Source organism: Leptospira haakeii (assembly GCF_002812045.1).
In the GTDB taxonomy this organism is placed as follows: Bacteria; Spirochaetota; Leptospiria; order Leptospirales; family Leptospiraceae; genus Leptospira_B; species Leptospira_B haakeii.
Map to the genome: position 1 here is coordinate 19,707 of NZ_NPEG01000017.1, position 23,716 is coordinate 43,422.

Annotated in this window: 24 protein-coding genes and 2 tRNA genes; 7 read left to right on the plus strand and 19 right to left on the minus strand. The window is 40.3% G+C overall.

The annotated features are described in order from the left end of the window. The first annotated feature begins 24 nt into the window (after positions 1-24). Positions 25-720: a FecR family protein gene (locus tag CH377_RS17670; RefSeq protein WP_100725066.1), complete on the plus strand. Its 696-nt coding sequence runs from the start codon at positions 25-27 to the stop codon at positions 718-720. On the opposite strand, the gene CH377_RS17675 is transcribed toward CH377_RS17670, so the two are convergent. Further along, positions 721-1,569 (minus strand): tetratricopeptide repeat protein, encoded by an 849-nt coding sequence (locus CH377_RS17675; protein WP_100725067.1) that lies wholly within the window; start codon positions 1,567-1,569, stop codon positions 721-723. It lies immediately after the preceding gene. Between the two features lie 114 nt (positions 1,570-1,683). Here CH377_RS17675 and CH377_RS17680 point away from each other — a divergent pair, with 114 nt between their 5' ends. After that, positions 1,684-1,863: a hypothetical protein gene (locus CH377_RS17680; RefSeq protein ID WP_024864064.1), complete on the plus strand. Its 180-nt coding sequence runs from the start codon at positions 1,684-1,686 to the stop codon at positions 1,861-1,863. 70 nt (positions 1,864-1,933) lie between these two features. On the opposite strand, the gene CH377_RS17685 is transcribed toward CH377_RS17680, so the two are convergent. The 7 genes from CH377_RS17685 to CH377_RS17715 all read right to left on the minus strand — a co-directional run bounded on the left by CH377_RS17685 (position 1,934) and on the right by CH377_RS17715 (position 10,838). Then, on the minus strand, positions 1,934-2,758 hold the full coding sequence (locus CH377_RS17685) for a crotonase/enoyl-CoA hydratase family protein (protein ID WP_100725068.1): 825 nt from the start codon (positions 2,756-2,758) through the stop codon (positions 1,934-1,936). A 43-nt stretch (positions 2,759-2,801) separates the two neighbouring features. Beyond that, a complete protein-coding gene (locus CH377_RS17690) occupies positions 2,802-4,178 on the minus strand; it encodes a histidine kinase dimerization/phosphoacceptor domain -containing protein (protein ID WP_100725069.1) in 1,377 nt (458 codons plus the stop codon). A 307-nt stretch (positions 4,179-4,485) separates the two neighbouring features. Continuing rightward, positions 4,486-5,583 carry an alpha/beta hydrolase gene (locus CH377_RS17695; protein ID WP_423789950.1) on the minus strand — a complete coding sequence of 366 codons (1,098 nt, stop codon included), beginning with the start codon at positions 5,581-5,583 and terminating at the stop codon, positions 4,486-4,488. Further along, positions 5,579-6,700, minus strand: coding sequence for a peptidoglycan DD-metalloendopeptidase family protein (locus CH377_RS17700; protein ID WP_100725071.1), 1,122 nt, complete (start codon positions 6,698-6,700; stop codon positions 5,579-5,581). The genes CH377_RS17695 and CH377_RS17700 overlap by 5 nt, the downstream gene beginning before the upstream one ends. 93 nt (positions 6,701-6,793) lie before the next feature. Further along, a complete protein-coding gene (locus tag CH377_RS17705; protein WP_100725072.1) occupies positions 6,794-7,204 on the minus strand; it encodes a bactofilin family protein in 411 nt (136 codons plus the stop codon). Positions 7,205-7,277: 73 nt separating this feature from the next. Next, positions 7,278-9,752, minus strand: a complete 2,475-nt coding sequence (locus tag CH377_RS17710; RefSeq protein WP_100725073.1) for a penicillin-binding protein 1A — start codon at positions 9,750-9,752, stop codon at positions 7,278-7,280. Positions 9,753-9,770: 18 nt separating this feature from the next. Beyond that, positions 9,771-10,838, minus strand: coding sequence for a zinc dependent phospholipase C family protein (locus tag CH377_RS17715; RefSeq protein ID WP_100725074.1), 1,068 nt, complete (start codon positions 10,836-10,838; stop codon positions 9,771-9,773). Between the two features lie 78 nt (positions 10,839-10,916). Here CH377_RS17715 and CH377_RS17720 point away from each other — a divergent pair, with 78 nt between their 5' ends. The 3 genes from CH377_RS17720 (at position 10,917) to CH377_RS17730 (ending at position 13,783) form a co-directional block, all read left to right on the plus strand. Then, entirely contained in the window at positions 10,917-12,188 is a 1,272-nt protein-coding gene (locus CH377_RS17720; RefSeq protein ID WP_100725106.1) for a diaminopimelate decarboxylase, read from the plus strand. Continuing rightward, positions 12,163-12,873 (plus strand): IspD/TarI family cytidylyltransferase, encoded by a 711-nt coding sequence (locus CH377_RS17725; protein WP_100725075.1) that lies wholly within the window; start codon positions 12,163-12,165, stop codon positions 12,871-12,873. The genes CH377_RS17720 and CH377_RS17725 overlap by 26 nt, the downstream gene beginning before the upstream one ends. A 109-nt stretch (positions 12,874-12,982) precedes the next feature. Further along, on the plus strand, positions 12,983-13,783 hold the full coding sequence (locus CH377_RS17730) for an SDR family NAD(P)-dependent oxidoreductase (protein WP_100725076.1): 801 nt from the start codon (positions 12,983-12,985) through the stop codon (positions 13,781-13,783). A 34-nt stretch (positions 13,784-13,817) separates the two neighbouring features. Here the strand turns inward: CH377_RS17730 and CH377_RS17735 are convergent, their stop codons facing one another. The 9 genes from CH377_RS17735 to coaE all read right to left on the minus strand — a co-directional run bounded on the left by CH377_RS17735 (position 13,818) and on the right by coaE (position 21,387). Continuing rightward, positions 13,818-14,234, minus strand: a complete 417-nt coding sequence (locus tag CH377_RS17735) for a winged helix-turn-helix transcriptional regulator (protein ID WP_100725077.1) — start codon at positions 14,232-14,234, stop codon at positions 13,818-13,820. Between the two features lie 300 nt (positions 14,235-14,534). Beyond that, positions 14,535-14,616 (minus strand) — tRNA-Leu (locus CH377_RS17740). 77 nt (positions 14,617-14,693) lie between these two features. Then, on the minus strand, positions 14,694-15,806 hold the full coding sequence (locus tag CH377_RS17745) for an NHL repeat-containing protein (RefSeq protein ID WP_243402126.1): 1,113 nt from the start codon (positions 15,804-15,806) through the stop codon (positions 14,694-14,696). 210 nt (positions 15,807-16,016) lie between these two features. Beyond that, a complete protein-coding gene (locus CH377_RS17750; RefSeq protein ID WP_100725079.1) occupies positions 16,017-17,588 on the minus strand; it encodes a methyl-accepting chemotaxis protein in 1,572 nt (523 codons plus the stop codon). Positions 17,589-17,732: 144 nt separating this feature from the next. After that, positions 17,733-18,551 (minus strand): CPBP family intramembrane glutamic endopeptidase, encoded by an 819-nt coding sequence (locus CH377_RS17755; protein ID WP_100725080.1) that lies wholly within the window; start codon positions 18,549-18,551, stop codon positions 17,733-17,735. Between the two features lie 29 nt (positions 18,552-18,580). Further along, entirely contained in the window at positions 18,581-19,264 is a 684-nt protein-coding gene (locus tag CH377_RS17760; protein ID WP_100725081.1) for a hypothetical protein, read from the minus strand. 96 nt (positions 19,265-19,360) lie between these two features. Then, positions 19,361-20,011 (minus strand): FFLEELY motif protein, encoded by a 651-nt coding sequence (locus CH377_RS17765; RefSeq protein WP_100725082.1) that lies wholly within the window; start codon positions 20,009-20,011, stop codon positions 19,361-19,363. Positions 20,012-20,098: 87 nt separating this feature from the next. Then, a complete protein-coding gene (locus CH377_RS17770; protein ID WP_100725083.1) occupies positions 20,099-20,764 on the minus strand; it encodes an SPOR domain-containing protein in 666 nt (221 codons plus the stop codon). Then, positions 20,761-21,387, minus strand: coding sequence for a dephospho-CoA kinase (gene coaE / locus CH377_RS17775; protein WP_100725084.1), 627 nt, complete (start codon positions 21,385-21,387; stop codon positions 20,761-20,763). Before coaE ends, CH377_RS17770 begins: the two co-directional genes overlap by 4 nt. A gap of 129 nt (positions 21,388-21,516) precedes the next feature. On the opposite strand from coaE, the gene CH377_RS17780 reads away from it, so the two are divergent. Beyond that, positions 21,517-21,756 (plus strand): hypothetical protein, encoded by a 240-nt coding sequence (locus tag CH377_RS17780; RefSeq protein ID WP_008593308.1) that lies wholly within the window; start codon positions 21,517-21,519, stop codon positions 21,754-21,756. Positions 21,757-21,763: 7 nt separating this feature from the next. Here the strand turns inward: CH377_RS17780 and CH377_RS17785 are convergent. Beyond that, positions 21,764-21,836 (minus strand) — tRNA-Phe (locus CH377_RS17785). A 40-nt stretch (positions 21,837-21,876) separates the two neighbouring features. Between CH377_RS17785 and CH377_RS17790 the strand changes: the two genes are divergently transcribed. Further along, on the plus strand, positions 21,877-22,578 hold the full coding sequence (locus CH377_RS17790; protein ID WP_100725085.1) for a protein-L-isoaspartate O-methyltransferase family protein: 702 nt from the start codon (positions 21,877-21,879) through the stop codon (positions 22,576-22,578). 1 nt (position 22,579) lies between these two features. Here CH377_RS17790 and CH377_RS17795 read toward each other — a convergent pair whose 3' ends face one another. Beyond that, positions 22,580-23,473: a porin OmpL1 gene (locus tag CH377_RS17795; RefSeq protein WP_100725086.1), complete on the minus strand. Its 894-nt coding sequence runs from the start codon at positions 23,471-23,473 to the stop codon at positions 22,580-22,582. Positions 23,474-23,716 lie beyond the last annotated feature (243 nt).

Consider the following 23,716-nt stretch of genomic DNA (forward strand, 5'->3'; position numbering starts at 1 on the left):
AAGCAACCTCCAAAATCGACGGCTATGAAAATATTATCAGTTCTATTTCTTCTAGGTGTAACATGCGTTTTGTTTTCCTGCGGCAAAAAGGAAGCGGATGTAGGTAAAGCTGTGATCACATTTGTTGTCGGGAATGTAACCTTGGAAAGAGGTTCCGAAAAATCCAAGGCAGAAGCAAACAAAGAGATCCTAAATGGTGATACATTGGTAACGGACGAAGGTGCCACTGCAATGATCGCGTTTGGAGAAAACGCATCCTTGTTGGAAATCCAATCCGGTTCCAAATTCCGTTTTGATGATATCAAATCGGACAAAAAGTTTTTCCAAGAAAAGGGAAGATCTTGGCTTCTCTCCAATAAACTTGTAAAAGGTGAGGGGTTAAGCTTAGGCACTCCTACAACCACTGCGGGTGTAAGGGGAACTAAATTTTATACAACTGTCGTTGATGACGTGACACTTATCTGCCATTGCCAAGGTAAAGTGGAATTGGAAAATTCTTCAGACCATTCTAAGATGATCCCTACATCGGATTATCTCACTGTTACAAAAGGAACAAAAACGATAGTGATCGATAAAGAAGATCTATCAAAACTCGGTATACCTTATGTTCACAATCATAGCGAAGTAAGTAACTCACCTCTTGGGGAAAAGAATAATTTGAAGCTGGAAGATTTCCTGAAGATCCAGGAACTCGCTAAGAAAAAATTAACGGAGAAATGATTAGGCTTCGTCTATTTCAACATTCTCTAATGTATCAAAAAAACCGGTCTGCAGAAGCGGGCCGAAGTCTACCATATCTTCAGCAGAAAGTTTAAGGCCATTTTCCATGGAGTAGGCCTGCAAAAGAGAAGCGCAGGCCAAATGGCTTTCCTGCAATTGTGCGTGAGCTCTCGCTTTTACAACGAGTATATCTGCGTCCGATTCTCCAAAATATTTGATATATAAATCGATAAATTTAAGGGCATTCTTATGATCCGAAACTTTCAGATAACACTGAGCGATCATATCGTAATGTAGAAAGGTTTCTTCTTCGTCCATTCTCATGGCGGTTTTCAAAGAAGCTAAGGCCGAGTTATAATCCCCCCTCTGATAATACAAATATCCGAGTTCGGACCATATATCTTTACGTTTGATACCTCTTCCCCTGGAAAGTTTTTCCTGGGACAATGCCTGTTTTAATACTTGTATTGCCTCATTGGATCTATCTGTGTCTTTTAATAAACTTGCGAGAGTTAGATATAATTCCAATTGGTCAGGGAATATCTCGATTGCAGTGGTGAGGATCTTTTTCGCGGATTTAAAATTGTGAACTTTGATGAGATAATTCGCATAATACAGTCTGCTTTCCGGATGAGTGGAAAAACGGTCCTGCAATTCCTGGAAAAGGTTCAAGGTCTCTCTGGTATTCCCAATATAATATTGGCACCATGCCTGGCGGTTTTTCACCTTTACGACGGTTTTGGGATTTTTGGTGAAATTCAGGGATTCCTTGTATAGGTTAAACGCCTTAGTAAATTCTCTCTGCCTTTCCCTATGGATGGCGCTTATGATCAGTTCCCTAAAACCCACGACTGGGACAGGCTAAAAAAATTCCTAAAATAATCAAGTTTTCCACAGATCAACCGATGATTGAAACGGGGGCAAAGGAAAGAAAAAATCCCCACTTGAATCGAGGTAAAGAAAATGGAAATCGGTAGCCAAACCAGCCAATCTCTCATGATCGAAAGAATCGCCAATCTGCCTAGGGAAATATTCCAAGCTCAGTCGGATATGAATTCTAAACTTTTGAAGCTGAACGTAGAGGCTCAAGTGCAAGCCCAGGCTTCTGAAGGTAGATCCAGACTTTTGGATCTTTACGTTTAATCAAGATGTAGGAATTCCATAAAACGTATCCTTATCGTTTATAGGAGTTCCCACATCCACACTTAGCAGATTAGTTTTTATTATATTCCGGCCTTTTTCTATCTTTAAAGGCTTTCATTGCCTCCCTAAAATCTCTGGAATCCATGAAACTTGAATTCCAAACTGCGACATAGTTCAAACCAACAGCTAAAGGTTTTCCTTCGGAGTAGTTCATTACTTCCTTAGTACCTTCTACCACTATTCTAGGATTTGCAGCAATCTCGGAAGCAGTTGCGATTGCTCCTTCCAAAAGTTGGTCTTGGTCTTTGAATAATTTAGAGACCAGTCCCATTCTGAGAGCTTCTTCTCCATCTATATCTTTTCCAGTGTAAGCGAGTTCCCTTGTGTTTCCTTGCCCAATGATAGAAGGGAGTCTGTTGATAGAACCCATATCCGCTACGATTGCTACTTTTGCTTCCCTTAAAGAAATACTCGCATCGTAGGTTGCATAACGAATGTCGCAGGCAGAGATTAGATCGAGTCCACCACCGATACAATGTTTTTGGACAGCTGCAATCGAAGGTTTAGGAGAATCATAAACTGCGTTGATACCTTTCTGCATTCTTAGGATCAGTTCGTAGAATTTTTTACGATCGTCTCCATAGGTGCCTTGTACTACAGATCCAAATTCTTGGAAGAATGAGTCCAGGTCTAAACCTGTGGAGAATGATTTGCCTCTTGCTGCAATTACGAAGGATCTGATTTTTTGATTGGAGTTAATTTCGTGTACGACATCCGGAAGATCTCTCCAGAAACTCCAGTTCATCGCATTTCTTTTGTCGGGACGGTTTAAGAAGACGATAGCGACTCCGTCTTCTCTCTCGACGATTTCAAAGAATTCAAAGTTTGTCTTCATCGGGATCAGAGTTACCCGAATCAGCCAACGAGTAAAACGTTTTTTAGGTCTCGTGTTTTGCAGGGAAGCTTAAGGTAACCTTACAGCCATTTTCGTTCTCTAAACCTAGTTTTCCTCTTAGAAGTTTCACGAAAGAATCTACTAAAGAAAGTCCCAAAGAGCCTGAATTGCGTGTTTGGGCCAAAGTATCATCAGATAGACCTACTCCATCATCTTTGACTTCTAAGAAATATCGTTCGTCATTCAAACTAAAACGGATCAATATAGAACCACTCTCTCTATCTTTGAATCCATGTTTGAATGAGTTTGTTAAAAGTTCATTTATGATCAATGCACAGTTCATACCCATCTCGCTTGGGATCTTTGGAGTTTGGATATCCAACACTAGTTTGAACTTAGAACGATCTATCTTATACACTTCGAATAAAAGATCGGTTAGCTTGCGCACATACAGATCAAAACTGATAGAGGATAGATCATGGTTTTCATAAAGCACTTCGTGCAGAAGGGCCACTGCCTGTATCCTATGTTGACTGTCCTTGAAAATATCCAAGGTCTCCTGATCTTTTAAGTTAGAAGCATTCATACTCAGCAAAGAAGAAATTACGGTAAGATTGTTTTTGATCCTATGATGGATTTCTTTCAGATAAGATTGGTTTGTATTATCCGATTCTCCCAAACGGAGAACAGTGATCGAGCCACTTGATTTCCCTTCTGTGTTTAAGATAGGAGATATCTGGATGGAAACTACAGTTTTATTTCCGATCCCATCTATCGCGAATATTCCATTTTTCTCAATTGTTTGGTTTGAGGATAATACATCTGAAAGCGGGAGAGTGTAAGGGGAAGAATTTGAATCTTCTAATTTTAAGATTTTCGTTAAGGAAAGTCCTATAGATTCTGCATAACTTAACCCTGCGATCTTTTCCGCCATTGGATTACAGAATAATACCAAACCATTTTCGTCAGTGGTGATGATCCCTGATTCCATTTGGTTCAAAGTGGATTTTAGGGATTCTTCGTTTTTACGGTTTCTATGTTCCAGTTCGTTTTTATACAAAGCGACTTCGATAGAAGAACGGAGTTGGTCTGATTCGAAAGGTTTGACTATATAACCTAGAGGCTGTGTTCTTTTGGCCCTATTGAGGGTGTTTTCGTCCGCGTACGCAGTAAGATAAATAACGGGGGTTTGGAATCTATTTCTTAGTAATTCTGCAGTTTGGATCCCGTCCAGATTCCCTTCTATATTGATGTCCATTAGGACCAGATCGGGATGATTCTCTTCTGCCTTTTGGATGGCTTCCTCTCCGGAGGATGTGATGCCTACAAGATCGTAACCTAATTTTTTAAGTTTCTGACCCAAGTTAACTGCGACTATGATCTCATCTTCTACAACTAGGATCTTAGGTTTTGTGAGCATACTTCTAATCTACGAATAAAACCGATTGTTTCAACCACATAAATGAAAAATCATTTGTGAAAATATCAGCGGAAATATGGGGCAAAAATTAATAGAGATCTTTGCAAGTAAAATCGAATATAAGTGAGATTTTTGTAAGGGTTGCTTATTGCCTTGTAATCTTTTTTGAAACAACCATTCGTATATAAAAGCTTTCCTAATCCTTTCGGACTAAAATCCGAAATTTTTTGATATATCGTCTAACGTGTGTTGTGTTGCCGATACCCCGTCCCTGGGACAGGTGGATCTATTCTGGATTTAGAAGGATTTAATTTCGGAGAATATAGTTTTCGTTTCCGTAGGATTTACGGATGAACAGTCTCTTCTCCGCTCCTAGCCCCAAAAACAATTGGTATAGATCGGTCAGGATCGGACGAGAAGAATAATATCCGTGACCCAATGACAATAAGGATGCGTCGATCGGGTTTACATTGACCACATCCACACCGGGAAATTTGGAACAGGCGCCTAGTCTTCCTGTCTGGTGGATCTGGGCTGAGGCAAATAATGCGGAGTCTCCGGGAGAGCAGTATAATGTGATCCTTTCCGAAGATTTTAGCAAACTATCTAGGATCAGGATGAACTCGCCTGTATCGTAGTCCGGTGCATTCAAAACCAATTCTTTTAGAAAAGGTTTGTCTCCCCATTCTTTAGAAAGTTCGGAAACCGAATTTAGGACCACTTGATGGCCCATAGAATGTACTAATAGATGGATCTTTTTATTAGTAGAGGCCATTCTTTTCAGGAAGTTTTTGAAAGAATCCCTGCTACTTCTGGCAGAGACTAAATTTTTTTCATACGTGTTCTTTAAGAAGAAGGTCCCAAGCATAGAACCATCTCCTCCTGCTGGCCAAGTATATAGAGCTACTTTGCCTGGAAATTTCAGATCGTATTTGAGTTGAGCCGCTCTTAAAATTGCTTCCTCGAAGTTTACGTTAAATCCGTGGACGAATACAATCACTTCTTCGAAAGGATCTTCTTCTATTTTTTTCCACCAAAGTTTTTCCTGTTCTTCTTTGGTTTTGCCTTGGATTGCGACTCTATGTTCTAAGAATTGAAATGATTTCTCTTTATTACCCAGCCCAAAGGGGAGTGAGCCTATCTCTCTGTCAGCAGGAACATTTATCAAACAGGACCCTGATTGTGTTCCCATATTTCCGAAATTTAGAAAATAAGAATTAGAACAAGCGACTTGTGTTCCTGGATTGACTGCTCTGGAAGTATTAAAAAATACCTCGATCCCATGGGTGGATGAATATTGGGAATTGGACCTTTTTTCCAGGTGTTCGGAAACAGAAGGCCCGCAACTTAAAGTAAGAACGAAACTAAAAACAAAAAAGAAAGATCGAAACATCATAATCTTAATGGTTCGGTTTAGAGCCTCTTTTATAGCTGAGGCCTTTTAGATATTTTCCGGGGTTAACCGATTTCCCTTTGTGGATCACCTCGAAATGTAGGTGAGGACCAAAACAATAACCGGTACATCCGGAGGTTGAGATCTTTTTACCTGCGACCACATAGTCTCCACGTTTTACGTTTAGTCTGGAGTTGTGAGCATATAATGTTTTGAAATCGTCGTTATGTTCTATCACAATCGCGTTTCCGTAACCGCCCATCCATCCCGAGAATACTACCTTTCCATTACGAGCAGCCATGACTGTTTCGTAGTTTGCTTTTAAGTCCAGCGCTTCATGGAATTTATGTTGAGGGAAGGTTCTCCATCCGTAATTGGAAGTAACTACATGAGAAGTAACAGGCACCACCCATTTAGGTGCCGGATCAGGGATAACAGCTCCTGGAAGAAAAACTTTTTGGCCGGGACGAAGAATGTCCAGATCATCCAGTTTATTCTCTTCTAAAATTTCATCCAGGTTTACTTTGTAAAGAGAAGCAACCTTAGCGACTGTATCTCCCGCTTTGAATTTGTATAATAGACCTTGTTTATTCGGGATCTGTAATATTTGCCCCGGATATAAAGTATCTTCTAAATTGATACTGGAGGAACCTGCGATAGATTCCATAGAGACCTTATAGCGGGTTGCGATCTCTGAAAGTGTTTCGTTTCTTTTAACTTTATAGGTAACTACTTTAAGTTGTTTCTTTTTATCAGAGGCGCTTTTGATCTCATTCGCCATTAAGATGGTGAGTTTTGCTTTTTCGGATTCTTCTAAGAACTTTTCGTCACCTTTTTTGGCTTTTAAATCCTCTGAATCGTTCTCTGTCACTTCCGTAGAAGCGGATTCCATGGAGGCATTGGATGGACTCATCCAAATTCCTAAAAATAGAACCATAAAAATGACTGATGCCACAAGAGGAATAACGCGGAATTTACGTCTTCTGAAATCCAAGTTTCCGTGGTATAGATTACCTCTGAAATAAAAGGAATAATGGAAGTGGAAAGCGCCCAGGTAGATCAGGGTGAAATTATCTGTCCGGAGGATTTCCTTTCCTGCGGTCAATTGCCTGGGCTTCTTGAAGATCATACTATGATTATCGGTCGATCGGGTGGAGAACCACCCGAGTTTTTGATTCGAACAAATCTAAGAGGTGGGAAAAAAGAACTCGGGACTTAAGAGTTATTCTTCCTTTCCGTTGTCCAGGGTCCTTGTGCCGCCAAAAGATTCTTCTACGATCTTTTTAACGTCTTTCTTTTGGCCTCCAGTTACGGTGATATTTCCTTTTGCTACCACACCTTTTGCCAGGGAAAGAGCGGGAGCGATAATATCCCCTAAGAGACGTCCAGTTTCTTCCAAGCGGACTTCTGATTCCGCCTTAATGTTTCCGATCAAGGTTCCTGCTACGATCACTTCTCTCGCGGCAATATTAGTGCGGACCTTACCGGTTTCTCCAATAAATAATGCGTCGTCGGTTTTAATTTCCCCTTCGAATTTTCCGTCGATACGTAGGGAACCAGCGATATAGAATTTGCCCTCAAATATGGAACCTGGGCCGATTACGCTGTTATTATTATCCTTACCGATGGCCATCTGTTACTCCTGACTGCTGATTCATCTATTTGGTGGGCGGTTCCGAAATCGACAACTCTTTTTGTATTAGAACTTACCGGATTACGTCTTCGTCGCCTTCGAAGAGGTTCGGTTTTTTCTTTTTAGTAGTTCCTGGGTCCGTGGTATGGGTAGGAGTCGGATCCGGTTCGCTCATTCCTCTATGGTCTTCGCAGACTTCTTTCGGAACTGTATCTTTATCGAATACTTCTTCCTCTGTTTGGTAACAATGAGAACCAGGAAGTTTTCCGGAAATGGAGCAGATAGTCCTACGAACAATTTTTGCGTCTCCGAAATCGAATGATCTAGATTTTTCATGAGAGAGAGCGTTTGCCATAAATCTTCCCCAGATAGGAGCGGCAACAACTGCGCCTGACATTCCTCTGCCGAGTGAAAGTGTCCCTGTATCATAACCCACCCAAACGACCGCTACAAGTTCAGGAGTGTAACCAGCAAACCATGCATCTCTAAAATTATTTGTGGTCCCCGTTTTTCCTGCGGCTGGACGAGTGAGTCCGTAAGATCTGGCTCCTGTTCCTGTTCCTTTTTTAATCACGTCTTCCATCATGGAAGTGATTACGTAACTTGTTTCGGGGGAGAGTAATCTTTTTCTTTCTTTGGATTCGAATTCTTTTCTAAAATCTTTGATCAGATTTCCTTGCTCATCTTCTACGTATAAGACACTGAGAGGAAAAACTTGTTTTCCTCCGGAAGCGAATACTGCATAAGATCTTGCAAGTTCATAAGGAGAAACTTCAAAACTTCCTAATGCGATTGAAAAGTCTCTTGGAAGATTTCTATTCTCTACTTGTAAAAGTTTTTCAAGTTTAGGTAGAAGATTATTTAGACCTGTGTGTTCAAGAAGTCGAACGGCAACACTATTTCTGGAAAGTTCTAAGGCTTGTCTTAAACGAATAAAGCCGGAATATTCTCCCGAATAATTACTTGGATTCCATTCATCTCCATCTTCTAAAACATATTGGAGAGGAGAATCATCAAATAGAGAAGCAGCGGTGACATTCTTCTTATCGTCCGGGTGTTCATGATAATATTCCATTGCGGAAGCATATACTAAAGGTTTGAACGCGGAACCAGGCTGTCTATATGCTTGGAATGCACGGATTTGTTGGTTATCGGATCTAAATCCGGAACCTCCTACCATTGCAGTGATATAACCTGTGTCTGGACGAATCGAAATTAATGCACCTTCAACCGGAAGTAAATGGTCTTCAGTAGCTTGGGTCCTATAGTTCCAGTCAATTGCTTCCCCTAAACCTTCCGTGCCTGAGATCAAATTTAAGACGGCTAAATCGTCTCTGAATTCTTCCTGCCAAGCCCTATTGAATGTTCTATAAGAACGGGAGATTTTAAATTTGAATTCAGGAAGATCATGCAGTTCTGCTAAAAGTTTATAGGTAGAGCCGTAGGAATCTTCGAATGAATCTATTTTAGTAAAAGCCCTTTGGTTGGATAATTGTGTCTGTTGTTTCAAACCTGCTGCCAGCGCCTTTTCTGCCTGGGATTGGTGCTGTATGTTCAGGGTAGTATAGATCTTTAAACCGCCCTCATAGATCTGTTGAGAAGGTATATACCGGGCCAGGTTTTTACGCACATATTCGGTAAAATAAGGGAATTTATTGAGGCGATCGGAGAATGCGGAATCGTTAGGAGAACGATTTAGGGTTATATAATATTCCGAAAATGCTTCGAATTCCCTTTCAGCGGTTTCGACATCCAAGATCCCGTTTTCCACCAGCTTTTTGAATACTACTCTCACTTTGGAAGCGGATGTATTCGGGTTTACTAAAGGGGAAAATTCCTTGGGTCTTGTGGTTAAACTTGCGAGAAGTGCAGCCTCTCCCCAGCTTAGATCTTTGATATCTTTTCTGAAATAGAATTTTGCCGCGGCACCTACGCCGATTGTCCCGTGACCGAGCGGGATCTCGTTTAGATAAATACCGATTAAGGTTTTTTTATCGAATACTAATTCTAAAAGAAGAGCTAACCATGCTTCTCTTGCTTTTCGTAAAAAGGATCTTTCTGTGTTTAAGAATTTTAATCTGGCAACCTGCTGAGTGATTGTGGATGCGCCTTCTTTTACCCTTCCTGCAAGAAGGTTGACCATGGTCGCTCTGAAAATTCCTCGAAGGTCTAGACCTTTATGAGATCTGAAATTATTATCTTCCGTAGAGACAAAACAACGGATGACCTTATTATCATCCCAACCACCAGGAAGATCTTCGTCAGTGATCACCACTCTTGAAAATCTATAAAACTCCGCGATAGGTTCGTATTTTCCTTCGGTGTTGATCCCGAAAAGTAGGGAAGGTTTTTCGTAACGATCCGCCTTCGGGACCTGCCAAATATCTTTGATAGAGAATACGAATAAAAATCCGTTTAAGAAGATAAGTCCTAAAACAAGATAGATAAGTTTACGAACAGGATCGGAAGAATCTAAACGAGATTGGATCCTGTCCCTGAAAAGTACTACGAAATATCTTGTGAAAAAATCTACAGGTTCGTGTTTCATTTGGTTTATTTCTGCTTTTTATAAAGGCGAAAATTGGCGCATCTTATCGATGCCGTGGAACCTAAGTCCCGTATCTAAGTTATATCCTTGGTATTCTTTGATCATGGAAGAACGGGAAGTTTTATCATGAACATAACCCCAGGCATTTGTAACTGCATCTTTTGCAGCCTCACAAGCTCTGTTGATCAGTTCCACGAAAGAATCATTACGAATTAAATTTGGATCCGCAGGATAAGACCATTCTCTTTTTTCTTCGTTCATGATCCTTTTGTCTATATGTTCCTTTAACGGAAGCATTAGGACGGAAGAGTTTACTTTATGCAAAGTGATCTTATCTAGAAAGCTAAGTGCTGCTCTTACTATCTTACTTCTGGAATCCAAGTATCTATGAAAATACAAATAACCTAAGAAAGATTCGTTTAGAATATCTCCTGGGATGATCTTTTCTTCGGAGCCGATATACTTTTCTTTAAACTCTTTCGGGAAAGTTGCCTTTAAACCTTTTAGCCAAAAGTTCCAAAGCATAGGATCCATTTTTTTCTTTCCGTCCTTCCCCTTGAAGATCACATCCACATGCTGAACGAAGTCATACGCCTTAGGAGTCATTCCCCATCTGAAATCCAGAAGCCAAGAATCCAAAGCGAACTCCACTCTCATATGATTGTATTGAGCTTTGGAACTGATCTGTTTGTCGGGACTATAATAATCTCCGGAAATAAAAAAGATATAAGGATGAGTGACTATGTCCACAGCGCAGTGGATGATATAACCTAGGGTGAATGCCAAGAAACGATCCCTATAAATTCCTTCCTCGACTGTGAGAACCCCATCCAAAAAGTTCAGGATCAATTCCAAAACATTTTCATGATGACTTAGGTCTCCCCAGGGCAGCGCTTTTTTCGTTCGAACAGGGGAAAGGACATGATAGAAATAAAAAATATCGGGAGCGATCGCACCTATATTAGCAAACTTACGGGTACTTTCTTCTCTTAAAAGTTTTGCGATCTTTCTTTGTTCCGCAGTTCCATGATCTAGGTGTTTGCAGACTTGCGAAAGAGCTTCTAGATGAGTGATTTTGCCTGCCATATCGGAAATTTTGCCTTTGAAAAAACCCGGACCGCTCTAAAAGATGGCCTAGAAGGATCTAGAAAACCCTCTAACCCTATGCAATCAATAGAAAATCTTAAATTTTTGACTCCCGAAGAAGCTAGAAAAATCGCAACAAATTTCGGGACCCCAATTTTTGTGTACTCTCGCAAAGGAATCGAAAGAAGTTGCGACGATGCTCTTGCTTTTCCTAACGCTTTCGGTCTGACCGTTCGATTCGCAATGAAAGCGAACCCAGGCAGAACAGTTCTGGAAATATTAAAGAAGAAGGGCATACATATAGATGCATCTTCCGAACACGAAGTGCAACGTGCGATACTTGCAGGATTTAAACCTTCCGATATCCTGCTTACTTCCCAACAATTGGCGAGCTCCCTAAAGGATTTGATCCCACAAGGAGTTCAATTCAACGCTTGTTCGCTCCGACAATTGGAAGAATTTGGAAAAAACTTCCCAGGAAAAGAAGTAAGCATTCGTTTTAATCCAGGCTTAGGTTCGGGAGCTACAAAGAAGACGGATGTAGGGGGAAAAACTTCTTCCTTCGGTATCTGGCATGAAGAGATCGGAAAAGTAAAAGAGATCGTCTCCAAATACGGGCTTAAACTTGTAAGAGTCCATACTCATATCGGTTCCGGCTCGGATCCGGAAGTTTGGAAGGCAGTAGCGCATTATACCTTAGAGATTGCAGCACAGTTTCCTGATTGCAGGACCGTGAATCTGGGAGGGGGTTTTAAGGTAGGAAGAATGATCGGTGAAAAAACGACCGATCCTCAAACTATTGGAAAACCTGTTAAAGAACTTTTCGAAAATTATGCCAAAGAAAAAGGGATCCAACTCAAAATGGAAATAGAGCCTGGTTCCTTCTTAATGGTGAATAACGGAGCAATCCTAACTCAGGTAGATGATATTGTCTATACTGGAGAAGGTGGATATACTTTCGTAAAACTGGATATGGGAATGGATGTGAATACAAGGCCTGCTTTATACGCGGCAAAACATCCGCTTGTAGTGATCCCTGGAAAAGAAAAGTCTGAACAAAAAACAGGGGATTTCGTTTACGTAGGGCATTGTTGTGAGAGTGGCGACTTAATCACTCAGGAAGAAGGAGGCGGACCTCAACTTAGGACCACTCAAATTCCTGAGATAGGAGATTTAGTTGTAATGGAAGGAGCAGGGGCTTATTGTTCTTCCATGTCGGTGAAAAATTATAATTCTTATCCGGAAACCCAAGAGGTTATGATCGATCTGGATGGGTCCGTAAAATTAGTCCGCAAAAAACAAACCTTGGAACAAGTCCTTCAGAATGAAGTCCTGGTTTCCCTCGGGTAATATTTATCTACTACTTCTTTCGGGAGGAACTGGCTCCCGAATGAAGTCTGAACTTCCGAAACAATTTTTAGAATTAAGCGGAAAATCTATATTACTCCATAGTTTGGAAACTTTTCTAAACTGGGGAAAAACTAAAAGTATAGTTTTGGTATCTAACAAAGACTATATTCTGGAATCCGAAACTCTTTGTTCTAGTTTATTTAGAGAAAGGGATAGAATAGTAGAAGGTGGAGACACAAGACACGGATCCACATTAGCCGGAATATCCAGTATTCAATTTTCTGCAAATGATATCATTCTTATCCATGATGCAGCTAGACCTTTTGTTTCTCCGGATGATTTAGATAAATTATCTATCGCCACCGAGGAATTCGGAGTGTCAACACTTGCTTCCAAAAATCACGAAACAGTTTTGGAAGAAGAAAAAGAAGGCTTAAAATTTTTAAATCGAGAGAAGATCTGGTTTATGAAAACTCCCCAAGGCATTCGTGGAGATATCCTAAAGAAGATCTTAGAAAAGCCGTATTCAACAGAACCGACAGATCTTTGCACTTGGGCACAGGCGCAGGGCATAAGTGCCAAACTGGTGGAATCCAATCCTTATAATCTGAAAATCACCGAAAAGCCGGATCTCGCCTTAGCAGAGGCAATCTTGCCGCTATTTCAAAGTTGGAAGAGCGAATAATTTACCCTTTTTTTAACCTCTGAAAATGATTTATGAAATTAACTTGCTTTTTGCAAGTTAATTTGAGTCATACTACTTGTTAAATGCAAGTAATATTTAGGACAAAAAAATGAAACAAACAATTTTAGTAACCGGCGCTTCTTCCGGAATCGGGCTATTGATAGCCAAAACTCTTCATGAAAACGGCCATAATGTGATCGGAACAAGCCGTAATCCCCAAAAGTTCCAATCGAATATCCCTTTCAAATTATTACCTCTTGATATCTCTGATGACAATTCTATCGGTTCCTTCGGTAAATTATTATTCAGTGAGATAGGCCGATTGGATGTGCTGATCAATAACGCGGGTTATTTAGTAAAAGGATTAGCGGAAGAAACCTCGATAGAACTCGGTAGACAACAGTTGGAAACGAATTTTTGGGGAACCGTTAAGTTTACGAATGAATTGTTACCTTACTTTAGAAAACAAAGATCCGGAAAAATAATTACTATCGGTTCTTTTTTGGGCTTAATTAGTCTTCCGAATGTTTCTTATTATTCGGCTTCGAAGCACGCCTTAGAAGGTTATTTTAAATCGTTACGATTCGAATTAAATGAATTTAATATCAAGGTTAGCGTAGTGGAGCCTATGGCTTTCAAAACGAATATAGGTGGAAATGCGATCTCCGCTAAAGGGAATATAAGTGAATATGACTCTCTTCGTCAGAAGATCGTAGAGTTTACAAAAAGAGAATTTGATAATGCACCTGGGCCGGAACCTGTGGTAAAAACGGTTATAAAAATCGTAGACGAAAAAACTCCAAAATTCAGCTATCCGGTCGGAAAAGGTGCCTCCCTTTTTCTAACACTACAACGATTTGCTTATAACACTTTTGAAGGAGCGATCTTAAAAAAAGTAAATCAAGTTTAAGGCCAAAGTGATGTGCTGGGATATCCGCTCTTGATCAAGCCAAAGTTTTTTCTAGATCTTTGGTCATTGTTTTAATGAATCCCAGCTTATCTTTTTTGATTTCTTTCAGCATTGCTTTCTTGTCTGCAGGTATTGTAGAATACTTTTCAGCCCATAAATGTATTTCCACAAGTATGGGAAGCAGATCTATTCCTTTTCGAGTAAGTTTATATAATACTTTTGCTTTGCTATCCGGATGGTCGTGTTTTTCGATGATCTTATTCTCTTCCAGCACTTGTAATCTTGAAGCGAGAATATTGGTAGCTATTCCTTCTTTTGATTTTAAAAAATCGCCGTAGGTGCATTCTTTTGCAAACATTAGATCTCTTATAATTAATAAGGACCATTTGTCTCCCCAAACATCTAAAGAGCAGCTTATAGGGCAATCGGACCTTTTTTTACCAGTAGTCATAAACTTTTCCTGAATAATATTAATTCACCACTTGCATATTGCAAGAGAATATAAATTAGAATGTTTGATTGTTTTGAAGAGGAATTGCTTTGCGAGCGGAGGGACTCGTCGTTACGCAGTCTCACTTCGTGTTCGACTTAGCTCCACGACGTCTTTTTCGCACCCTTCGCCATCCATGGCTTGGGACGAGTTTGTTTACGCTCCCTATGGGTCGCTGCAAACTCTTTTGCTCAAAAGCTTCGAGTCCCTTATATTTTCTTTAATTAGTTAATTTTGTTGATTGGATTAAGAGAGATGTTTTGCGAGTGGAGGGACTCGAACCCCCACACATTACTGCACCAGAACCTAAATCTGGCGTGTCTACCAATTTCACCACACTCGCGATGGGCTACGAAAGTCATTTTTTCAACGTATATCGGGAAGTCAAGAATATTGAGCTTCTAAAAACCTGAAGTGAAACTACCACTCTGAATACAGAATTTTGATTTTAAGGATCCGATTTCGGGTCTGATGAACCGCGTATAAATAGCCATTATTTGCTACCGTGAGTTTTGCTCCTACTATCGGATAATACACATTCGGAATAGAAGGGGGTTCTACTTGTAAAGTTGCCTTTTGTTGTAAAGAAGGATCGTATCCGCGAATCGTTCCTTGATACATATCTGAGATGATAATATTACCGAATGAATCGATGGCGATTGCATAAGGTTTTTCTCCCGTGACTCCATGAAAAAGGCCGTTTAGGTAAGTTCCATCGGGAGCCCAAACGGAAAGAACAGGATCATGAACCGAATCCACTACTAATAAATTTCCGTTATTAGGATCTATGGCTATGTCTTTTGCGATATCAAAAGCTCCTATATCGTTTCCATGGAAGGTTCCTCTAAAATAATTCACACCGGCTAATGGGGAATGCCAGCCCTTCACATCATTTGTATCTTTTCCAAGCCAACCTTCGTACGTTCCGGATTGATCGTAACGATTCACATAATATAGTACTTCGGCGGCAGCATAGATCTTATTTCCATAAAAAGAAATGGAACCGAAAGTGTTCATTGCCCCGTCGTCTTGAGTAGCATTAGGATTTCCTTGGGGCTGGCCTGTTGTATGCCAACCGATAGTGTTATCACTGGCTTTTCCCAACCAAGCTTCAAAGTTTAAGGAAGAATCAAAACGTTGTATCCTGTATGCATCTGAAACATATAAACGATCTTGAGCATCAGTAGAGAGTCCGCCTATAATGGTAAATTCTTCAGGGTTTAATCCGAAAGCTGCGATAGCGTTTGTAGGTGCAGAATGAAAACCTTTAGTGCCAGTTGTATCTAATCCTAACCATCCTAAAAATTTTCCAGAAGGGTCGAACTTCAAAACTCTAGAACGGGAAGTGGTTACGTATAAAGGACATCCTCCCGTATAATTATGCTGCACATCACAGGTCCAAGATTTTTCCGCAACATACACATTGTCTTGGCTATCTACTGCGATTGCATATGGATTATCAAAATTATATTCTATGGTGGAAACGATTCGGAACCCTTTTGCTAGCATTGGAGGAAGTAGTAGGGCTTCCATTTTCAAAAGATTTGGGTCTATTGGGGAATCTTTTGTGGCACAAGATATAAAAGACCCTAAAAGTAGTAAGATCGTCGAGAAAAACCTAAGACCGAAGTTTTCCATCGGCTTAATAACAATCGGGAATCGGGATTTTGCCTTAAAAGATTAAGATGTTTCCCGATTTCCGAAATTTTTTGTATAGCTTGGAAAGAATTTTTTTCCTGAACCCTATTGAACTACCAATCTCTTGGACTGCTCCGAAAGTTCTTCCAAGCTGGCTCTCATTCTATTTGAACCTTCGGAGATAACATTCGAAGATTGTTCAATGGAAGAAAGAGCCTGGACCACTTCTTTGGTTCCATTCTTTTGTTCGCTCGCAATAGATTCAATCTGTCTGGATAGATCGAATAGTTCTCGGAAAGATTTTAAGAAGGACTCATGGATTTTTCCTTGGTTTTCCACTCTGGATCTTAATTGGTTGAGGTTATCTACTACCGAAGTAAATCCGGATTCTTGTACGGAAACTTTTCGTTTTGTTTCTTCCGCTGCGGTGTTTCCGTTTGTAATTAGTTTTGCGGCTTCTCCGATAATTTTAGAGATTGTAGCTGCGTTTTCGGAAGCGCTGTCTGCAAGTTTTGCGACTTCTTGTGCTACTACCGCAAATCCTTTTCCATGTTCTCCCGCTCTTGCCGCCTCTATGGACGCATTTAATGCGAGTAAGTTAGTTCTGTCAGCGATCTCTCTCATGATATCGTTCACATCCTGCACTTTTTGGAAGGACTTACTTACTTCTCCGAAATTGTTTCCTAATACTTCCATTGCTCCGGAAACATCTTTACTATAACCTTTGGATTCTTCCGTTGTCTTGGACAATGAGTCAGTCGAAATACGTACATCTTTTAAGATAGAGTTTAATGTATCACTTTCTTTGTTTAATTCTTCTATCTTTCCGAACTGGGCCTTAACAAATTCCGCGGCACTGTCTGTGGATGCTGCTAACTCTTCGAGTGAGGCACTGATTTGCTCCATACTGGAGACTTGGCTTTGGATCTCTGAATTCAGAGTATCCATTTCGTTTTTCATTTCTGAAGTATTTTTGTTTAGTGTAGAAGCTTCGCTAGTAATTCTGTCCTTGGCTTTCTCCGCCTCTTCACTTTTTGCCTCGGCCTCAACAGTGGACTTGATCGCTACGTCCGAAACGGAAACTAAAAATTTTACTACTGAAGTTAGGATATGAATTCCTAAAACGAAGAATACGAGTTTTATGATCTCAAAAAATACGGAGATCTCATCGGCTTTATCGGTATTATATTTAAATTCTATTCCGTTCAACCATGCGAAATAATCCATGGAGAATGTTCCGATCAATGCTAAATATCCGACGACCAAAGTTGTTCTTGGAGAAAGAAGAAGGCCTGAGTAAATCATCACGAAAAAATACAACATGATAAAGAACGGCATTTTTAGGTTTCCGACCATCGCTTCTTTGTTAGCTGCGTATACCGTAACCGTAATAAAGATCAGGGAATACATCAGAATGTCCAAGAATACGCATAAGGTTACGAAGGAGCCTTTTAGTTTTCCTTTTCTCGAAAGAATGATCTGAGCAACCCCATATCCGAAGATTGTAAGTTCGATCAAAAAGTTTATTAGTGTACTGTTTTGAGAACTGGTCCCTTGAGAGAATAAAGCCAGAACGTTTACTGCAAGCATTACTATCGAAAATCCGATCCGGATCCGATTAATACTGGCCGCTCCTTTCTCTGAAAAATTTGTAGTTTGTATGGAGTTTGCCGACATTATTTTTTGCCTTTCTAATTCTAACGGAGTGATCCGAATATACGAATGGCCGAGATGGTTCGGCCAATACTGTTCGACTTCTAAAAACGAAAAAACTACACAGTTGTAATCCGAATAGGAAAAACGAGTCTTCGGATTGTTAGCTTATGCGATTTTTTCGTTCCTACTTCTAAACAAAAAGAATGTTAAAGATAGTCCAAAACAAGTAATCAGTAAACCCAAAAGGTCTAGCCAAAGAGGTTGTAGGACCTGAATTTTTCCGGCAATCGGCGCCGAAAAACCCGGGATTTCCAGTTGTAGTCCGTGCAGAACGATAAGAGGGATCCCGTTAAAAACGGCATGGATTAAAATAGAGTTCCAGATTGAATCTGTCTTATACACTACCCAAGCCATATAGATCCCGAGGATACTGGATCCAATAAATTGCCAAGGATTCAAGTGGATCAGCCCAAATAATAAAGAAGAGATAATAAAAGAAGAAGATACTGAAAAGTATTTCAATAATCTATCTAAGATCACTCCCCTGAACATAAGCTCTTCCGTGATCGGTGCTACGACCGAAAGTAAAACCACTGATAAGAATATATTCTCTCCATCAAATAATCCTTGGAATAAGTTTATGATGAAGTCCGGCTTAGGGACTAACATAGAAAACAAATTATCCACTTCGGAAAGAAGAAACGAAAAACCAATCGCAGTGATCGCAAAACTAAGCGCCTCAAGCGGTTTGAAAGGATTCAGGCGCAAAACTTCGGAATATTCTTTTCGGGAAATTTTAAGCCCGATCCAAATTGCGAGTCCGAAAGAAGCCGAGTTCCCTATCGCAGTGATAACCTTTGCATCTAAATTCAATTTTGTAAGGGACTGAAGGATCGCAAAAAAGATCCCTATTCCAAAACCTGTAATTAAAACTAAGAAGCAAAGACCGACTGCTCCCAAGAGTGAATGATTTCTATTTTCCACGGATTAACATAACCTAATAAGACCTGGATTTAAGCCGGAAGTCTTTTTCCGTCCAACCAGCCGGCTACCCAAGCAAGAAGACCATAACCAATTATTCCTTGGATTCCGAGCTCAGAAACACTAACAGGAGGAGGGAAGAATGGAGTCGCAATTGCTAAAATCAAAAGTATTCCACCAAAGATCTGCATTCCGTATTTTCCGCCGAATGTTGGGCCCGGTTTGGTCGCTCTAAAATATAAGATCAAACCGATCAGAGTAAGAGTTACTTCTGTCGCGATGGAAAGAGTTCTATTATGCCAAAGGCCGAATCCTATTTTAGGACCTGAATCAAATAGAATAGGCAGATCCTTTGTGTGCATAGGAAGATCCAGGAAATAATGAGAAAGAACAGTTAAACCGATGAGTCCTGAAATTTTATTCTTTAAAGAATCTGAATATGGTTTGGATCTTAAAAAAACGAATTTGAATATAAGAAAACATAAGATAGACCAGCCAATTCCACCAACTAAACTGTGGGTGATTGGCATATAATAAAGATCAAAATTATTTACTTCTGTAAAACCTGGAACGAATCTTACACCTTCGATCCCGAATAATATAAAGATCATAAACAGGATATCTACGAACTGAACTCCCACAAAACTCGCCCAAAGAGGAGTTTTAGGTTCCGCTTTTTTAGAAGCGAAAGAAACGCTATAATGTCCTATAAACATAAATTTGCCCCAAGGCCGAAGATCCAGCCGGAGCAAAGGATCTAGGAAATCTAAAAAAAGGCAAGAGGGAATCTGAAATGAAGTTCTTTGGAAAAATTAAAATTGGTTAGGCTCGTGTTTTTCGCCGTTGATTAATTTGCCTAAAAGTCTGTTTTCTCTATCTATAAATGAATCAATGAACGGTTGTAAATCTTTGATCTTTGAAGATAGGTTATAACCTGCTTCCATGGTATCCACTAAGGAAGTGGCTCCTACCATAGATGCTGCAACTTTGATCGGCGCCATGATAAGTTTTACCATAGGAAGTTTGGAAAGAGAAAAGAAAAATTTTAGAGTATCTCCCACCATTCCTATCTGGGTTCTTCTTTCGTCAAATCTGCCGGTCGCACCTAAAGCTGCGTAAAGGCTTTCTTGAGGAATTTCTCCATTCTCAATTAGATTGTTTTCGATTACAACTTTTGCAGTATCAAAATCCAAAGAATCGGTGAGTTTGTTTAGTAGAATAATCTGATGGATGTTATCGGTCATGGACTTACCCGCGACCGTTTTTAATTTTTCGTACAAACTTTCGAGTGCATTATCTCTTTCTTCCTTGTTGGTAGGAGCATAGAGATTGTTTTCGAAAAAGGAGGGGATTCCGTCGTATCCCTTAATTGATGTTAAAAGATCCGAATACGTATGACGCAATCTTTCGATTGTGGATCTGACGACGGCAAGACGAACTGGTTCGAGTTCTTTCAGATCCATTTCTGTTAACAACGAACTTGGTGTTTCACGGTTCCTAGGTCAATTGAAAAAAAATAGAAGTTCGGCCGGCGGAATATTGAAAAAGAATTATTCCTTAGAGACCAAAGCGTTTTCTTTCAAGTTACCAGGAAGTTTTTTCATGGATTTTTCCGCGTCTTCTTTGGACGGAAAATTTCCCATACGGACAGTAAAATAACCATTCTTGGTTTTTTTCACGTAAGACTTCCCACCTAAAGACGACTTGAGTTCATCTGCCTTCTCTTTGGTTTTGAAAGCCGCTACTTGAACGAAGAAATCGTTATCAGCTTTATGGACAGCCGCCTTACGAGGGGAAGTATGGATTGACTTCTTGGATTCCCTTTCTTTCCGGACTAATTTTTTTTCAGGATGGGAAGAAGATGGAGCTTCTACTTCTATTTTAGACGGTTCTTCTTTTTTTGCGGGAGAAACTTCGGATCTTAGATCCACAACTTCTGCTCCGGGAGGAAGATTTCTAAATTTAACTTCTTCTTCTTTTTTAATTGTAGATATTGCAGAAGATTCTTCCATCGCTTGGTTCACAGTGGAAGAAGATAAGGATTGTATATTGTCTCTATTGGAGTTCAGAGCCAGGTCATCTTGGACTTGGCCTCTCTTTCTACCTACGGAAACTCCTAAGAAGAAGAATGAAAAAAGAAGTCCCACTAAAAATAGAGAGAGTAGGGAGATCCTTTTATTATCTAGATTGATGACGTAGAAAACTTTTTCCTTCATTTCATTCTTCCTTTTAACTCAGCGTACAAATATTCGCATTCTTTACGAAGGTCCTGTAAATCCCCTGTGTTCTTAATGGAATAGTCGGCCTTCTTTGCTTTTTCCTGAAGTGAAAGCTGGCTTTTTGCCCTGGCTTCCGCTTCATCTCTGCTGATCCCGTCCCTTTTTACTGTTCTTTCAATGGAAACTTCTGGGTCGGAGATCACACATACAGTAGCATCACAAAGTGTATAAGAGTCCGTTTCGAATAGAAGTGGGACCTCCCACAATACCAGGTCACCTTGTTTCAGGCTACCCAGGACTCCTAAAAACTCCTTACGTATCCTTGGATGGGTCAGAGAGTTTAGGATCTTCAGTTTTTCGGGATTACCGAACACCAATTTTGCGATCCTTTTTCGATCTATCTTACCGGACTCATCCAGAATTTCAGCACCCAAGGAATCTATCAGTTCCTTAGAGATCGGGCTGTCCGGATCCGTATATTTACGTGCAATCTCGTCAGCACTGATCCTAACTCCGCCCAGCTCTTCCAAGATCCGAGCGGCAGTGGATTTGCCTCCACCGATCATCCCAGTGATCCCGACAAGAAAAGCCTCGTCAGTTCTAAGAGAGGACCGAGTCATTGGGAAAGATTATACAAAAAGGCTTTTTAGTACAAGCTTTTTAAGAATCTCTCATGTAAGTTATGCTTGGGTAGAAGAGGAGAATAAATCTCTTTCCAAAAGATCTATACTTGATAGAGCAGTAGAATCATGAAATACTTGGAAACTTCTCAAATCATCCCAGCTAAGGGGATGTCTTACACAATGTATGAAATCGAAGGGGAGGACCAGATTTTACGGATGCTTACTTATATCCCGGACACGGATGAGATACATATATATCCAAAACCGCCGGTAAAAAAATTATATAAGCCCGAACTTTGCAAACAAGTGGAAGATCTGGTATTTACGGAATTATGGAAACTCGGAGAGGAAAGGAAGAACGGATAAGTGCATCTGGCTTCGGGCAGAATCGAACTGCCGACACAAGGATTTTCAGTCCTCTGCTCTACCGACTGAGCTACAAAGCCGAACGCAAGAACCAAAATACTGAGCCGGGCCTAGGCGTCAATGGAAAATTCTGATCTGGGCTTCGTCTCCCGATTCGATACCGCTCAGACGGTTCTTGCCAGAGAAAAAATGGTAAGAACACAAATCTCGGATAGGGGAATCAAAGACCCGAACTTACTCTCAGCATTCTTAAAAATTCCCAGACATATCTTCCTTCCCGAAAAAATCAGAGAACATTCTTACGAAGATAAAGCGGTCCCGATTGGGGAAGAGCAAACCATTTCCCAACCATATATAGTCGCTTACATTACCGATCAACTCCAGGTGAGATCCGGAGATATAATTTTAGAAATAGGCACAGGTTCCGGATATTTAGCTGCAATTTTGGATTTGCTTGGAGCGAGACTATTGTCTTTAGAAATAGTGCCTGAATTATACGAGAGATCTTTGGGAGTTTTGGAAGATTGGTCTCCGGGATTTACCAAAAGAAATAAGATCTTACTCGGAGACGCGTTATTACTCACCCAAACCAAAGGAAAATTTTCCAAGTTTGTATCTTCTGCATGTTTTCCAAAAACTCCGGGACCAGGAAGTTTCCTTTTCGAATCACTCCCGGAAGAAGGGATTGCGGTTCTTCCGGTAGAATGGAAAGAAGAAGTCCAACTACTTCTTACTTTAAGAAAAAAACAAAATCGATTTGAAGAAACAAATCGATTGCCTGTGAAGTTTGTACCACTCTTGGGAAGAATAGATTTAGTTTAATTTAGATCTCATGTTTATAGCCGAATCTATATTGGGTTCCGCCTAAAACTTGAGGGTAGGCGACACTTGGTGCGAGACCAACCATCCCACCTTCTGAACTAGGATGAGCAATTCCATACTTGAAGGAAAACAAAGTTTCCATTTCCATATATACATGTCCTTTATCCGATATTCTTGCCTGCGCTCCTATTAACCAATTGGGTGCGATCCCGGAGACATTAAATTTTGTTTTTTCCCAATTCGCAGAAGGAGCTGTTCCATCTGCAACTAAACCTAGAACAGTACTATCTGTAATACCTGCATTGACCAAAAATTCGTGCACATCATTCAAACGATTATTACCTGCTAGGCTCCATCCACCTTTGAAATAATGAACTCCTGCGCCGATATAAATGGAAGCATCTTCAGAAACTGAAAGTTTGATCCCTACGTTAACCGGGACCTGGATAGCATTATAGTCCCAGGTCATATGATAGAAAGATTGTCCTGCAAATTTTGCTTCCGTATCTCCTCCCATAACTTTACGAGTGTAGTGAGCATTTACTCTCCAGAAGAAAGCCTTCCCGAAATCCTGCTCATATCCTAAAGAAAGAGTGAGTCCTGTCATTCCTCCGTTTGTTTTGGCACTGATCAAACCATTGGAAGAATGTTGTAATGTGAGCAAACGATTTTCAGCAATGACTGCTCGACGTGGAAGAACTCCTGGAGTTCCGTCTGTTGCGGTTGTTTTATAGTTGGTAGAAGAATCCAAACCGTCCGTAGAGATTGTACTTCCTAAATCTCCCAAATCGAATTGTAGTCCTGCACTACCCATCACATATGATTTTGCATTTAAATAGATTCCAGGCATTAGGAAAAGAAGGATCAGAAATATTCTTCCGATGGTTTGTATCATGAACTGTCTCCGAGCTGAGTTTTAAACATTTTCACTGGAAATGTATACACTCCAAGGCAGCTATCGTTTTTTTGTTTTGGCTTATTACATGATCGTTATGTAATAAAATTTCGGAGAAGGTGTTTATACCCTCAGGGATGGGGGAACTTATATTTCGCTTATTAATTTAGGGAAAAAGGAGAGTTTTAAGGAAAGGAAGTGAAAATAAAAAAGGCCCTCCTTGCGGAGAGCCTTTGCATACAA